Genomic DNA, 13,167 nt, shown 5'->3' with positions numbered 1-13,167 from the left:
AATTGATCATAAAATATTAACAACATAAAATGCAGGCGCTTCGAGGATAAAAGGAAACAAACGTGCCACATCACTCCCTCTGGGAACTCATTAAACTTACCTACACGATCGGTTTTTTCGTTTCCCTGATCGTTACTTTCTTGTTAAGTAAAGACAAATCTCTGTTCATTCGATTCTTTGCTTCGTTAATGGTAGGTCTAACCTGGCCATTAAGCTTCCCTGTTGTCCTGCTGTTCTCCATCTTTTGAAACGGCGCTTCTCTTCCAGACAACATGCTTTATGATTCAATGTCGCAACACCTATGCTCGCCTTTTAGAGGGAATGCCCCACCATGAGTAACATTCTAATCAGCGCCTGTCTGGCTGGCTTCCCTGTTCGTTATAATGGCACTGAAAAAAAATCTGTCGGCGACTATCTTGACCAATGGCGACAACAGGCACGACTGATTACATTTTGCCCGGAATTGGCGGCGGGTTTCCCAACCCCCAGACCTTCAGCAGAGATTATTCCGGCCTCCGCAGGCAATTCGGTTATCCAGGCTGGGGCCAAAGTTATTGAAGCAACCGGAGGTGATGTGACCGAGCGCTATATTCTCGGTGCCTGGCTAACGCTGCAAATGGCACAGCAGCATAACTGCCGCTTCGCCCTTCTTACAGACGGGAGCCCATCCTGTGGCAGCAACCTCATATACAGCGGGCGATTTGATGGTTCACAAACGACAGGTAATGGCGTTACCGCAGAGTTGCTGCGTCACCACGGTATCGAGGTATTTTCCGATCGCGAGATCGAGTCGTTGATCGAACGTGTTGAATATTACGATCGCCATGCTAACGCATAGCGTTGCTGCTGCCCGTCACCAACTCTCAACGCAACAGCAGCGTTATGTAAAAACTAACGGACAACGAGTACTGACATCTTCGCATGACGAACGATCGCAGCAGCATTTGATCCCAGCAGATAGGTTTTCACATCTGGTCGGCGTGAACCGATTATGATCAAATCTGCATTAATTTCCTCTGCCAGCGATAACACTTCGTCTCTCGCCGATCCGAAGCTCACACTGTATGACAAACGCGATGCGGGAAGATCAATCGTTTTCATCAGTGATTTCAGCTTGTCATTCGCTTTCACCACCGCTTCATTTTCAAACTCTTTTATGCCAAATGAATAAGCAGATAAAAATGCCGACGCATCCGGGAGGGAATGAAAGAGGTGTATTGCGGCACCCGACATTTTAGCCAACCTGACTGCATGCATCAGCGCGTGTGCGGTGAGTTCATCTTCTTCTATATCGACTGGCACCAAGATGCTCGTGTACATAATCACCTCCCCCTACGTGGATAACTGATTACCTGTCAGTATGTAAGAAGCGTAGTCTGCTCATCAGCAGCAGAATATGATCCCGTTCACTTTTACGCATGTTGCCCGCAATTTTTAACCAGATAGACGCATCACGTGCGCCGTTAACATCCCCCATTTACGTTTAAAGCGCTCGGGTATAAATGCGTGATGATTCACCCCAAGGGTGATAGCCCATTCCAGTAAAGTGAAACCCATAGCGTTCATAAAAATCGATCAGTTCAGTGCATAAATGCAGCTTAGAAAAACCAGCCCGGTGGGTTTGCTGAACAACATGTTCGATCAACTGCCCTGCATAACCCTTACCGCGATGACGCTCTTCAACATAAAGCGCACACAGCCACGGATAAAGATCCATACGGCTGATAAAATCATTGGTAATTAACCCCGCACCACCAATGATATGTCCCTCTTTTTCCATCAAATACCAATCAGGTAATGGATTGTCGGCATCAATGCAGTGGCTGATACAATCTTCATAAAGCATCAGCGTTTCATCTGACGCCCAATGGCGTTGGAAATAATGGATCGCCCGCCCTTTGTATTCGGGGCGATTTCTGACAGAAATAATATTCAACATAGGGCTAGCGGTTCATCTTCCAAGAAGCAACGATATCTTCCGTTGTTTCTACCGTAATCGTGTTATCTGGAATAATAAAATTCCGCCACACATCATTGTAGTGCGTAACTAATTGCTCTGCTTTCAGCTCACCGCGATTGGCCGTCGTGTGCGCATCAGAAGCAACCGTCAACCCATAGCCTCGGCTGGCCGCATTTTTAATGGTTGCATCAACACAATAATCCGTCGCACATCCACAAATCGTAAGATGGTTTACCCCTAGATCAGCCAACACATCAGCTAGCGGCGTACGGTAAAACGCATCGCACGCCGTTTTAGTGACAAACAAACTGCCTTCGGGTTGATAGATTTCAGGTAATAACTGCCATCCCTCACTGCCCGACAGCATGCCATCCTCTTCATGCTGAATGAAAATTGTCCGATCTGCTGCGCCTGAAAGTTGATTTATCAATGCGACGGTCTGCGCTTGTTGCGCTCTTGGCGTTGCAAACACCGCATTCTGCATATCAATGACTATCAAAACCTGCATTTTCTTTCCTTTTTAGGCGCTTAATATCAGCATAATGGAGGCAGTAGCGTGCCATCATCCCAGCAGTTCGACACCCGCTAGATCATGTCCACTATACCATGAGGATAAAAGTTGATTTTCCCAGAGCGCAGCAAATCAATATCAAACCAGCGGGTCAGGATCGGAACACCGTTGCTCTCTATGCCATGAATGATATCTTGCTGATAAAACGACTCATCCTGAAAGCGAGCCTCATAGACAAAGACAATTTCATGCCCAGGCTTGCCATTATACGAAAAAATATTTTCTGAAACGCCTAATAGCACAAAGTCCCTGGCCGCTATGCTAATTTCCTCCAGGACTTCTCTTTCCGCCGCCGCCTGCGACAATTCGCCAAAATCAATGCCACCACCGAGTGGCAAGACATAATGTTCATCTTTTATGGGATCATACCCTTCTGCTAACAGAATTTTGCCATCATTGCGGAAAAGACAAACAGCTTTTGCTCTGATCTTTTGCATGCTAATGCTCCAGGTAAACTACGGCACTAAATGTAAGTGTGGCGGACATATGTGAGTGTGGCGGACATGTTGCTAAACAGCGTGTACTACAGAAAAATGTCATCTTCTTACACAGCTAGGAATCTGATCGGACTTAATAAAAATGCATTAATAGTTTTTATGTTCAGTTAATACTTTCCCCAGTCTCCTTTCATCTCATCATGTTTAACTTATTGAAGTCATGCGTATCGCCTAATTATTTCAGACATAATGTTACGGGAAAACGATAAATTCATATTTATCAGCCTGACCATTGATCGCCGTCATCCTTTCGCCCCCAAAAGGATCGCTAAGTAACGCTGTGTTTATTTATCTTATCGACTGGTTTTATGCGTACGATCGACTAAAGTTAACTAGCCATTTCTTCATGTCTGGCGGATAGACAATTAACGCTGTCTGGTGGTGTGTGCATAAACTATGTCCAAAGCACGAAAGGGAGGAGAAGCAATGCATTCAGAGATGCCCCAAAACGAGCTTCCAATATCTGATGTCCTTGGCCTGGACGCTCAGATCAGCGATATGGAAATGCTCGGCAACATTGTGGAAGAGATCATCCAATCAGGCCATTCCGTCAGCAATAAGGCCATCATTGCCAAATTAATTCACAAAATTGAGACAGAGGCTAATGCCGCTTTTCAGGAAAAATATCGCACACTGCTAGATTTGATAGTTTATAAAACTCAGGATGACTTCCTGATTTAACACCCCCATAAATACATTCAAAAAACTCTGGTAAGATTTACATATTGCCGGGATGCTATTTTATTTAACCTATGGCACCGTCGATAATGAATAGAGCATTGTGAAAACGTGGAGATACATTCATTGTCATGCTTTTATTATCTATTAAAAATGACGTATTTAAAACTCAGCATGATATATAGTTATTTTTTGCCAATCGTTAGTATTCATTTCAGAGTGAATAACCAGCGGAAAAATTCCGCACGACATTCGCGCATATTTTATGCCATTGAATACCGACTTAAATAGAAGCAAAAACACTATAATGCAAAACGCGATATCTATTCGATAGCAAAAACGAAAACGGGCTAGCCTAAGCTAACCCGTTGAATTTTTTTGGCGGAGGAGTAGAGATTCGAACTCTAGAACACTTTCGCGTCGCCGGTTTTCAAGACCGGTGCCTTCAACCACTCGGCCACTCCTCCGCAATGACGCGCACTATAAACAGTGTGTGGGATCTTGTAAAGCATCACAGCGCTCAATTGCCTGAAAAATAATCTAACACAGCGTAATTGAACGCAAAATCGTCATGCGGTGCATAAAATAGAGCAATTTATCTCCACCATCATACGAATTGCATAACAAAACACGAGCACTGGCACTAAGTATGGCTAATTGGCAGCGTAAAGAAGGGTAAACCATCTTTAATAACGTCCTGCAACTATTTATTCTTTGACATTGGATAATAGCACCCTGAAGAGAGAGTCGCTGATATGGATCGTATTGTTGTTTCCTCTACCCGTGAAAGTTCGCTACTCAGCACTCATAAAGTGCTGCGTAATACCTATTTCCTGCTGTCGCTGACGCTGGGTTTCTCCGCCGTTACCGCGACGGTCAGTACTGTACTTAACCTGCCTGCACCCGGCTTAATCCTGATGCTAGTTGGGTTTTATGGTCTGATGTTCCTGACCCATAAACTGGCGAACAGCCCTGCAGGTATTTTGGCAGCATTCGCACTGACCGGATTTATGGGTTATACGCTGGGCCCAATTTTAAGCTCGCTGATTTCTTCCGGCGCAGGCGACATTGTCATGTTAGCACTAGGCGGTACAGCACTGGTGTTCTTCTGCTGTTCAGCCTATGTGTTAACGACACGCAAGGATATGTCCTTCCTGTCCGGAATGATGATGGCTGGATTCGTTGTACTGATTGTTGCTGTCATTGCCAATCTGTTCCTACAGATTCCAGCCTTACACCTGGCGATCAGTGTGCTGTTTATTCTGTTCTCTGCGGGTGCCATCCTGTGGGAAACCAGTAACATCATTCACGGTGGCGAAACCAACTATATCCGGGCGACAGTTAGCCTGTATGTGGCGATATACAACATCTTCGTTAGCCTGCTGAGTATTCTGGGCATCATGCGTAACGACTAGTTTCGCTAATCGCCACACCGAGAAAGCCCCAATGTTGGGGCTTTTTTTATTCCGGTATAGACAGAAAAATTTGTTAAACTGCAGGCTGAAATATCGCAGGCGAGGAAGAAGATGTTGGAGTTTGAAGGGCGAACGATCGCAACAGACGCGCAGGGTTACCTGATGGACAGTACAGCGTGGAGTGAAGCGTTGGCTCCTGTGTTAGCTGAGCAGGAAGGCATTGAGTTGACAGAACCACATTGGGAAGTCGTTCGGTTTGTGCGAAATTTTTATCAGGAGTTCAACACCTCACCTGCTATACGTATGTTGGTTAAAGCAATGGCGCAAAAATATGGTGAAGAGAAAGGAAATAGCCGCTACCTGTATAAACTGTTTCCCAAAGGCCCGGCAAAGCAGGCAACCAAAATCGCTGGCTTACCCAAACCCGTGAAGTGCATCTAACACCCCAGTATCAATAGCGGATCGTAAAACCTTTATAGTCCGTCTTGCTATGTGGCTCAATAAGCACCTTATCCACCCTGGCGCTTCGTGGGCCGCCTTGCTTTAGCCACTCAATCAACGCATCTACTGCATAAGGCTCGCCGCTTGCCACGACTTCTACGCTGCCATCATCACAATTGCGCGCATATCCACTGAGTCCAAGCTGTGTGGCATGGTGTTGCGTGCTGTAACGAAAGCCGACGCCCTGAACCACACCGTAAACATAAGCCGCCGTCGCTATCTTTTCCATCTTTCCCCCTTCTCGCCCAGACAACTCCACAACATTTCATTAACTGGACTGTATCTTCTAAAAATTTACACCATACTGTTAATAATGTGTTCAGCCAGTGATTCACCGACGAGCACATGGCGTCATCGTTTGAAAAACCTCTGTGCGCTACAAGACGTTATCGGATGCGGTTGTCCTCCCTTCGCAAAGTCCGCAGCGAGTAGAAAGTGTAATCAATTTCCAGGGGGCTATATGATCATTAGTAAATTTGGCATCGGACAGCAGATTCGTCATAGACTTCTGGGATTTCCTGGCGTCATTATCGATATCGATCCCGAATACTCATTAGAAACGCCCACCTGGGAAGAAATTAGCGGCAATGACACACCACGCTCCGAGCCGTGGTACCACGTTGTGATGGAAGATGACGAAGGCCAACCAATACATACTTATCTGGCGGAAGCACAGTTGATGAAGGAAGAACTTTCTGAGCATGACCATCCTTCACTAAACGAACTGGCCGAGGTTATTCAACGCCGCGCACCACAGTTGCGCCATTAACCTTCATCAAAAGCAAATATTGACGACCACAATCAGCATTGGCGATGTTGTGATATTCCACATCGCCGGTGTCTGAACCTATTTCCCCAACCCCAGCCGTGGGATTTCAATTTTCGGACAACGATCCATCACGACTTTCAGCCCGGCATCGTGCGCCAAAATTGCCGCTTGCTCATTAATGACGCCAATCTGCAACCACAGAACGGAAGCACCGATGGCAATGGCCTCTTTAGCAACCTCATAAGCCGCTTCCGGCTGACGAAAGACATCGACCATATCAACGGGTTTAGGAATATCCGCTAAGCTGGCATACGCGGTTTGGCCCAAGAGAGTCTGCCCGGCTAGCTTGGGGCTGACGGGGATAACCTCGTAACCCTGCTCAAGTAAATACGCCATTACACCATAACTCGGGCGGGACGGCTTATCGCTAGCGCCCACTAATGCAATGGTTTTTACCGTTTTCAGCACAGATTCAATATCACCGTCGTTCATGCTCTTCTGCCTCTCTTGTGTGATTTATTAGAGTGTATCGCACATTCTAAAAATAGCGGGAAATGGCGCAAAGAATCCGCGACCTGATACCGCATAGGGCGAAAAATGCCATAACAGCCTGTTTCAAATTGAAACCTTTGACACATTCAGACAATTCCTCAACAATACTTAAATTACGTTCCATCTGGGAAAATTATGAAATTCGGCTTCATCACTGTCTGCCTTTTCATTGCTGGTTTAAGTACCTCAGCAATCGCGGCAACAACGTTGAAATTAGATCAGAAGATCAATCTCCTTATGGTTGACGGGCAAAGAATGTCAGGCTCGTTGCTGAAAGGTGCCGATAGCCTCGAACTTGGTAGTGGGCAACACCAGATTCTGTTCAAAGTTGTCGATACTGTCGACGCTCAGACCGGTGCGCCAGCGACCTATTTTCCTTCAACGTTTATTGCGACATTTAACACAGAAAAAGTGGCATCGGTATCATTTAAACTGCCGCCGCTGCAAACCCTTCAGGATCGCCAAAAATTTACAGCGCTTCCGCAATATCAATTGCTTGATGAAAAAAATCAGGTCATCCCCACACGTACCGATGCGCTTGTTATCGCTGAGAATGAATTACTCGATATAGAGCGAAAAATGTCGGAATACAACGCATCGGCGAAAGGTGCTTCCGTCGCAGGTTTTGCTAGCGTGCTGAATGAATCGGTAACCTGGTGATTTTACGCGCAGTCACATCAGATTTTTGATACCCGTTCGCCTTTTCCAGCTTTTATCGCTTTGCACTGAAACAGCGTTTCCGTAATCTGTCCTTACCCTAGCGTCAGCTTTACTACACCAGATTGAAGGACGTAACCATGGAGTTCACTACCCGTACCATCGCCGCGCAAAAACATATTGCGCTGGTAGCACACGATCACTGTAAACAATCTTTATTGGATTGGGTTGGTACGAACAAACAACAGCTCACAGAGCACACGCTTTATGCCACCGGGACCACCGGAAACTTGATCCAGTTGAATACGGGTCTGCCCGTAAAAAGCATGCTAAGTGGGCCAATGGGCGGCGACCAGCAGGTTGGCGCGCTGATCTCCGAAGGGAAAATCGACTTGATGATCTTCTTTTGGGATCCGCTTAATGCCGTGCCCCACGATCCTGATGTAAAGGCGCTACTGCGACTCGCGACAGTTTGGAACATTCCTGTTGCTACCAACCGTGCAACGGCGGATTTCCTAGTCAACTCAGTGCTATTTAAAGAACCTGTTCAAATAGCCATTCCCGATTATCAGCGCTATCTGCAAGACCGACTGAAATAATATCAGTACATCAAATGGACCAGCGGCGTGCGATACATCCGACGCTGGTCTCGCCGTTCCACGGCTTCATTCCACTTTCGTTATCCCGCCGAATTATCTCAGCGTGGTTACCCCGGTTTGGTTATCCCGGCTTACGTTGCGTCGGCACACCTAAGCGATGAAGATGTCCAACAAACACCGACGGGTTTGCCACATCCTGTAGCAACCAGACGCGATGTTTCGCTCTTGTCAACGCCACGTACAATAAGCGACGCTCTTCCGCATCGGGGAAATCTTCAGGTTCAGGTAACAGAACGGCCTCAATCACAGACTCTCTTGCCGGAGCCGGGAAACCATCTTTCCCTTCATGCATACCCACGATAATGACATATTCCGCCTGCTGCCCTTTACTGGCATGCACCGTCATGAAATCAATGTGCAGCTTCGGCCATTTCGTCGCCGCTTTTTCTAAAATCGCTGGGCGCAAATGGTGATAACGGGCAAGCACAAGAATGCGCTCATCAGCCTTAACAAAGCCACTCAGTTTATCCAGAAGTGGCTCCAGCTGATCTTGAGGCAGAATGGTTACGGATTTTTTATCCCCTTTGCTCAGGCTATTCAGTGGTTTCTTTAACTGATATGGATTCTGCTGTATGAACGTATTGGCAATTTCACCAATCCGTTCATTAAAGCGATAGGTCGTATCCAATGCACACTGTTCACCGACACCGAAATGCTGTTCAAACGCCGTCGTCAACGCCAGCTCAGCACCGCTAAAACGATAAATTGCTTGCCAATCATCTCCTACGGCAAAAAGACAGGTCCGGCTATTTTGTCGGCGCAGTGCCGCTAACAAACTCGCGCGCTGTGGCGAAATGTCCTGAAATTCATCCACCAGAATATGTTTCCAGGGGCTCACAAAACGCCCTTTATCCAGTAAATTCACCGCCTGATGGATAAGACCGGAGAAGTCGACCGCATTTTCATCCTTAAGTGCTTTTTTCCAAGCTTTCAACAACGGTGCCATTAGTCGAATACGTTGCTGAAACTCCGTCTGAATGGATTCTGGTGCTTGTTCAACCATTTCACTTTGGCTGCCGCCATGCATACGCATCAGCCCTAACCAACGCTCAAGTCGCCCAGCCAGCCGACCTGCCAGCTTCGGATCGTTCCAGAAATCACCTTCTGGCACATCCCACTCCAGCTCTTCCGTTAACCAACGCCGCCATCCGTTAGCCTGCGTTTTTTTCTCGGCACATTGCTGTTGCCAGTGAGAAATTAGCAATTCACGACGCTGTTTCGCATCACTTTCGAGCTGGCTTATCATTGGAGCTTTACGGCTAGCTTGCTGGATGATGTGCAATGCCAGAGCATGGAACGTCTTAGCCTGAATTTCATCCGTGTGGAGCCGCTCATTGATGCGCTCATTCATCTCTTCTGCCGCTTTTCGACCAAATGCCAGCAACAAGATCTGGTCGGGCGTGGCCTCTTGTCGATGCATTAACCATGCAGCTCGAGCCACCAGCACGGAGGTCTTCCCGCTGCCTGCACCCGCCAGTACCAGGACACCCTCTTCACCATTAATCACCGCTTTACTCTGTGACACATTTAATGGCGAACTCTCGACCGTTTCAAAGAAAGGCTGCTCTACCAACAGCGTGCGATCCATCCATGCCTGATTCGCCGCAGTGCGCATTTCATCACCCTGTTCAAGCCAGCGTAAGCAGTGCTGGTAGTTATCTCGGCAGTTATCAAAAGTGTCCAATCGGGAAACCGGCAGAGGCAGAGACGCAAGCGAATCACGGATGGCACTCTGCAATGTTGACAGAGCCTGGCGACTAAACCATTTATCCTGCTGCGTTAGTGCTTGAATACTGTCCGTTTGGCGCAGTAAAACCTCCGCGCTGATTAGGCTCATCTCCTCGCTCCAGTCGAGCCAGGATTTGAGAAGATGACGATAAAAAGCCTGCGTTTCCTGCCACTCCGTGCCGTGCAAACGCACCACTTTTCCAGCCGGTAATTCAAACTCCAGCTCTCCCCACACCAACCCTCTTTTACAGTGAATACTCAGCAACTGATTAAAGGGGATCAGGTATTCATGCTTATCGCCACTCACTTCGACACCGGCATTCAGTAACCGCACCCGATTGTAAGGGTGCTGAGCCAGATGTTTACCTAACGAGGTAGATTTCAGTTCCATGATGTTCGCGCCATGACTATGTGAGAGGATATTCGTCTATTCTTTGTCGTTTCTCTATTTCCTAGTTTACCCGCTATCGGACTTCACGCTCTAGCCTTAAAAACAGGTTAGGATATCCTGATGCTTAATGTGATAATTCTTTTACCATCAGCGAGTTTGGTTACCTTAAAGTACAGGAGAAACTATGCGTACTGTGTTGAACATCCTTAATTTCGTACTGGGTGGTTTTTTCACCACGTTAGCCTGGCTTCTGGCAACAGTCGTCAGCGTGCTGCTGATTTTTACCTTACCGCTAACGCGTTCATGCTGGGAAATCACCAAGCTGTCGCTCTTGCCTTATGGCAATGAAGCTATTCATGTTGATGAGCTACGCCCGGATGAAAAGAGCGCGATTCTCAGCGCAGGCGGTTCACTGCTGAATATCTTCTGGTTCATTTTCTTTGGCTGGTGGCTTTGCCTGTCGCACATTATTACCGGCATCGCTCAGTGCATTACGATCATTGGCATTCCTGTTGGCATCGCCAACTTTAAAATTGCGGCCATCGCGCTATGGCCAGTAGGGCGTCGTGTGGTTTCTGTCGAACTTGCGCAGGCTGCACGGGAAAATAATGCCCGCCGCCACTACCGCTAACGGCACCTAAGGATATTACGTTGCTCACCTTTGCCCTAGGAATTCGCCGCTATGTGTACAACAGCAGTTGGCTGTACACCATTCGTATCCTCATTGCGCTCAGCGGTGCAGCAGCCGTCCCCTGGTGGCTAGGTCAGCCAACATCAACCATTCCCGTCACACTTGGCGTCGTCGCGGCCGCTCTCACCGACCTTGACGACCGCCTCACTGGGCGTTTGCGGAATTTGTTTATTACGCTAGCCTGTTTTTTCATCGCTTCCGTTTCGATCGAACTGCTTTTCCCCTATCCTTGGCTATTCGGCCTTGGTCTGGCAGTGTCGACCTGTGGCTTTATCCTGCTCGGCGCATTGGGGCAACGCTATGCAACTATCGCATTTGGCGCACTGCTGATCGCGATTTACACCATGTTGGGAATATCCCTTTATGACAACTGGTATCAGCAGCCCATCATGCTGCTGATCGGGGCATCGTGGTACAATTTACTTACGCTGTTTGGCCACCTGATATTCCCAATCCGTCCGCTCCAGGACAACCTCGCGCAATGCTACCAGCAACTGTCCCGCTATCTGGATGCAAAAGCCAATCTGTTTGACCCCGATATTGAAGAAGAAACCGATAAGCCCTTAATTGACGTCGCGATGGCAAACAGTCAATTGGTTGCGACGCTCAATCAGACCAAATCATCACTGTTGACGCGTCTGCGTGGCGATCGTGGCCAACGCGGAACACGTCAAACGCTGCACTACTATTTTGTCGCACAGGATATTCACGAACGAGCCAGCTCATCGCATGTTTACTATCCACAATTGCGTGAAAAACTGCGCTATAGCGACGTTTTATTTCGCTTCCAACGCCTACTCAGCATGCAAGCCAAATCCTGTCAGCAATTGTCACAATCTATCTTGCTGCATCAAAAATATCAGCATGACAGCCGTATTGAGCGGGCTTTTGTGCATCTCGAATCCGCCATTGCGCGTATCGCGGCCAACAAAATGGCGGATGCCGCGCAAATCAAGGCGCTCACTTATCTATTGAACAATCTGCGCGCCATTGATGCTCAGTTGGCGACTATCGAATCCGAGCAGACCATTGAGCAAGAAAACAACCCCGAGAACACATTAGCTGATGATAAAATCACAGGCTGGAGCGATATCCGCTTACGCATTAGCCGCCATCTGACGCCGCAGTCGGCGCTGTTTCGCCATGCCATCCGTATGTCCGTGTTGCTCTGTAGCGGCTACGCGTTGATTCAGATAACAGGCTTGCAACACGGTTATTGGATCCTGCTGACCAGCTTGTTCGTTTGCCAACCCAACTATAACGCCACTCGGCGGCGGCTGACACTGAGGGTTATCGGGACATTGACTGGTATTTTGCTTGGCCTTCCCATCCTATATTTCGTCCCTTCGCTAGAAGGACAACTGACGCTGATCGTCATTAGCGGCGTACTATTTTTTGCCTTTCGCAACGTGCAATACGCGCATGCGACCATGTTTATTACGCTGCTTGTCCTGCTCTGTTTTAATCTATTGGGTGAAGGTTTTGAAGTCGCGGTGCCGCGCATTATTGATACATTGTTAGGGTGTGCCATCGCGTGGGCGGCAGTGAGCTTTATCTGGCCGGACTGGCGTTTCCGCGGTTTACCCATCGTTATCAATAAGACATTGAATGCCAACTGCCGTTATCTTGATGCGATCATGATTCAGTATCATCAAGGTAAAGATAATAGCCTGCCTTATCGCATTGCCCGCCGTGATGCGCATAACTGCGACGCAGAACTGGCATCCGTTGTATCAAATATGTCTTCTGAACCCCACACCACCAGGAATAAGCTGGACAGTGCATTTCGTTTCATGTGCCTAAATCATACGTTGTTAAGTTATATCTCAACGCTCGGCGCACACCGTGGAAAAATCACCTCATCGGAAACACTGCAATTGCTGGATGATGCGGTGTGCTATGTTGATGACTCGCTACACTGCGGCGAAGAGGACAGTTTGCATATCAATCAGGGATTGAAAACCATTACCGCCAGCATCCAATCCCTCTCACCCGAATCAGACAGCAAAGAGTCATTAATTATTCAGCAAGTCGGACTGCTGATCGGCCTCTTACCCGAACTCGTACAGCTAAAAAATGACATGGTTACACAGTAGAA

At 47.7% G+C, this 13,167-nt stretch carries 17 protein-coding genes and 1 tRNA gene; 10 read left to right on the top strand and 8 right to left on the bottom strand.

Translation table 11 applies throughout. From position 1 onward, the window contains the following. Positions 1-62: 62 nt before the first annotated feature. On the top strand, positions 63-248 hold the full coding sequence (locus CLR69_RS02580; RefSeq protein ID WP_129705925.1) for a GhoT/OrtT family toxin: 186 nt from the start codon (positions 63-65) through the stop codon (positions 246-248). Positions 249-331: 83 nt separating this feature from the next. Continuing rightward, the gene (locus tag CLR69_RS02575; RefSeq protein WP_129705923.1) at positions 332-838 is read left to right on the top strand and encodes a 2-thiouracil desulfurase family protein; all 507 of its coding nucleotides are present in this window, start codon (positions 332-334) and stop codon (positions 836-838) included. A gap of 53 nt (positions 839-891) precedes the next feature. Here CLR69_RS02575 and CLR69_RS02570 read toward each other — a convergent pair whose 3' ends face one another. The 4 genes from CLR69_RS02570 to CLR69_RS02555 all read right to left on the bottom strand — a co-directional run bounded on the left by CLR69_RS02570 (position 892) and on the right by CLR69_RS02555 (position 2,968). Then, a complete protein-coding gene (locus CLR69_RS02570; protein WP_129705921.1) occupies positions 892-1,320 on the bottom strand; it encodes a universal stress protein in 429 nt (142 codons plus the stop codon). Between the two features lie 163 nt (positions 1,321-1,483). Continuing rightward, complete coding sequence (locus tag CLR69_RS02565; protein ID WP_129711742.1) at positions 1,484-1,939, bottom strand: GNAT family N-acetyltransferase; 456 nt, start codon at positions 1,937-1,939, stop codon at positions 1,484-1,486. A gap of 4 nt (positions 1,940-1,943) precedes the next feature. After that, positions 1,944-2,468 (bottom strand): isochorismatase family protein, encoded by a 525-nt coding sequence (locus tag CLR69_RS02560; protein WP_129711743.1) that lies wholly within the window; start codon positions 2,466-2,468, stop codon positions 1,944-1,946. 77 nt (positions 2,469-2,545) lie between these two features. Beyond that, positions 2,546-2,968: an NUDIX hydrolase gene (locus CLR69_RS02555; protein WP_129711744.1), complete on the bottom strand. Its 423-nt coding sequence runs from the start codon at positions 2,966-2,968 to the stop codon at positions 2,546-2,548. A gap of 486 nt (positions 2,969-3,454) precedes the next feature. Between CLR69_RS02555 and CLR69_RS02550 the strand changes: the two genes are divergently transcribed. Continuing rightward, positions 3,455-3,709 carry a biofilm/acid-resistance regulator YmgB/AriR gene (locus CLR69_RS02550; RefSeq protein WP_129706304.1) on the top strand — a complete coding sequence of 85 codons (255 nt, stop codon included), beginning with the start codon at positions 3,455-3,457 and terminating at the stop codon, positions 3,707-3,709. 376 nt (positions 3,710-4,085) lie between these two features. Here CLR69_RS02550 and CLR69_RS02545 read toward each other — a convergent pair. Next, positions 4,086-4,173, bottom strand: a tRNA-Ser gene (locus CLR69_RS02545). A gap of 288 nt (positions 4,174-4,461) precedes the next feature. Here CLR69_RS02545 and yccA point away from each other — a divergent pair. Continuing rightward, a complete protein-coding gene (gene yccA / locus CLR69_RS02540) occupies positions 4,462-5,121 on the top strand; it encodes an FtsH protease modulator YccA (RefSeq protein ID WP_129705913.1) in 660 nt (219 codons plus the stop codon). Positions 5,122-5,232: 111 nt separating this feature from the next. Further along, entirely contained in the window at positions 5,233-5,562 is a 330-nt protein-coding gene (tusE, locus tag CLR69_RS02535; protein ID WP_129705911.1) for a sulfurtransferase TusE, read from the top strand. Between the two features lie 10 nt (positions 5,563-5,572). On the opposite strand, the gene yccX is transcribed toward tusE, so the two are convergent. Beyond that, positions 5,573-5,851, bottom strand: a complete 279-nt coding sequence (yccX, locus tag CLR69_RS02530) for an acylphosphatase (protein WP_129711745.1) — start codon at positions 5,849-5,851, stop codon at positions 5,573-5,575. A 231-nt stretch (positions 5,852-6,082) separates the two neighbouring features. Here yccX and hspQ point away from each other — a divergent pair, with 231 nt between their 5' ends. Then, positions 6,083-6,391 (top strand): heat shock protein HspQ, encoded by a 309-nt coding sequence (gene hspQ / locus CLR69_RS02525; RefSeq protein WP_048259641.1) that lies wholly within the window; start codon positions 6,083-6,085, stop codon positions 6,389-6,391. Between the two features lie 78 nt (positions 6,392-6,469). Here hspQ and CLR69_RS02520 read toward each other — a convergent pair whose 3' ends face one another. Further along, positions 6,470-6,883: a CoA-binding protein gene (locus tag CLR69_RS02520; RefSeq protein WP_129711746.1), complete on the bottom strand. Its 414-nt coding sequence runs from the start codon at positions 6,881-6,883 to the stop codon at positions 6,470-6,472. Positions 6,884-7,078: 195 nt separating this feature from the next. Here CLR69_RS02520 and CLR69_RS02515 point away from each other — a divergent pair, with 195 nt between their 5' ends. Further along, positions 7,079-7,603: a DUF2057 family protein gene (locus CLR69_RS02515; protein WP_129705905.1), complete on the top strand. Its 525-nt coding sequence runs from the start codon at positions 7,079-7,081 to the stop codon at positions 7,601-7,603. Between the two features lie 137 nt (positions 7,604-7,740). After that, complete coding sequence (locus CLR69_RS02510) at positions 7,741-8,199, top strand: methylglyoxal synthase (RefSeq protein WP_129705903.1); 459 nt, start codon at positions 7,741-7,743, stop codon at positions 8,197-8,199. A 121-nt stretch (positions 8,200-8,320) separates the two neighbouring features. Here CLR69_RS02510 and helD read toward each other — a convergent pair whose 3' ends face one another. Continuing rightward, entirely contained in the window at positions 8,321-10,378 is a 2,058-nt protein-coding gene (gene helD / locus CLR69_RS02505) for a DNA helicase IV (protein ID WP_129711747.1), read from the bottom strand. Between the two features lie 184 nt (positions 10,379-10,562). Between helD and CLR69_RS02500 the strand changes: the two genes are divergently transcribed. After that, a complete protein-coding gene (locus tag CLR69_RS02500) occupies positions 10,563-11,009 on the top strand; it encodes a YccF domain-containing protein (protein ID WP_129705899.1) in 447 nt (148 codons plus the stop codon). Between the two features lie 20 nt (positions 11,010-11,029). Next, positions 11,030-13,165: a YccS family putative transporter gene (gene yccS / locus CLR69_RS02495; protein ID WP_129711748.1), complete on the top strand. Its 2,136-nt coding sequence runs from the start codon at positions 11,030-11,032 to the stop codon at positions 13,163-13,165. Positions 13,166-13,167 lie beyond the last annotated feature (2 nt).

This window comes from Pectobacterium zantedeschiae (genome assembly GCF_004137795.1).
Lineage (GTDB): Bacteria > Pseudomonadota > Gammaproteobacteria > Enterobacterales > Enterobacteriaceae > Pectobacterium > Pectobacterium zantedeschiae.
This window is presented reverse-complemented; position numbering and strand designations above follow the sequence as displayed.

What these genes read in the sequence shown, in the direction of transcription:
- CLR69_RS02575 (WP_129705923.1), top strand. Translation starts at nt 332, where the DNA reads ATGAGTAACATTCTAATCAGCGCCTGTCTGGCTGGCTTCCCTGTTCGT.
- CLR69_RS02570 (WP_129705921.1), bottom strand. Translation starts at nt 1,320, where the DNA reads ATGTACACGAGCATCTTGGTGCCAGTCGATATAGAAGAAGATGAACTC.
- CLR69_RS02565 (WP_129711742.1), bottom strand. Translation starts at nt 1,939, where the DNA reads ATGTTGAATATTATTTCTGTCAGAAATCGCCCCGAATACAAAGGGCGG.
- CLR69_RS02560 (WP_129711743.1), bottom strand. Translation starts at nt 2,468, where the DNA reads ATGCAGGTTTTGATAGTCATTGATATGCAGAATGCGGTGTTTGCAACG.
- CLR69_RS02555 (WP_129711744.1), bottom strand. Translation starts at nt 2,968, where the DNA reads ATGCAAAAGATCAGAGCAAAAGCTGTTTGTCTTTTCCGCAATGATGGC.
- CLR69_RS02550 (WP_129706304.1), top strand. Translation starts at nt 3,455, where the DNA reads ATGCATTCAGAGATGCCCCAAAACGAGCTTCCAATATCTGATGTCCTT.
- yccA (WP_129705913.1), top strand. Translation starts at nt 4,462, where the DNA reads ATGGATCGTATTGTTGTTTCCTCTACCCGTGAAAGTTCGCTACTCAGC.
- tusE (WP_129705911.1), top strand. Translation starts at nt 5,233, where the DNA reads ATGTTGGAGTTTGAAGGGCGAACGATCGCAACAGACGCGCAGGGTTAC.
- yccX (WP_129711745.1), bottom strand. Translation starts at nt 5,851, where the DNA reads ATGGAAAAGATAGCGACGGCGGCTTATGTTTACGGTGTGGTTCAGGGC.
- hspQ (WP_048259641.1), top strand. Translation starts at nt 6,083, where the DNA reads ATGATCATTAGTAAATTTGGCATCGGACAGCAGATTCGTCATAGACTT.
- CLR69_RS02520 (WP_129711746.1), bottom strand. Translation starts at nt 6,883, where the DNA reads ATGAACGACGGTGATATTGAATCTGTGCTGAAAACGGTAAAAACCATT.
- CLR69_RS02515 (WP_129705905.1), top strand. Translation starts at nt 7,079, where the DNA reads ATGAAATTCGGCTTCATCACTGTCTGCCTTTTCATTGCTGGTTTAAGT.
- CLR69_RS02510 (WP_129705903.1), top strand. Translation starts at nt 7,741, where the DNA reads ATGGAGTTCACTACCCGTACCATCGCCGCGCAAAAACATATTGCGCTG.
- helD (WP_129711747.1), bottom strand. Translation starts at nt 10,378, where the DNA reads ATGGAACTGAAATCTACCTCGTTAGGTAAACATCTGGCTCAGCACCCT.
- CLR69_RS02500 (WP_129705899.1), top strand. Translation starts at nt 10,563, where the DNA reads ATGCGTACTGTGTTGAACATCCTTAATTTCGTACTGGGTGGTTTTTTC.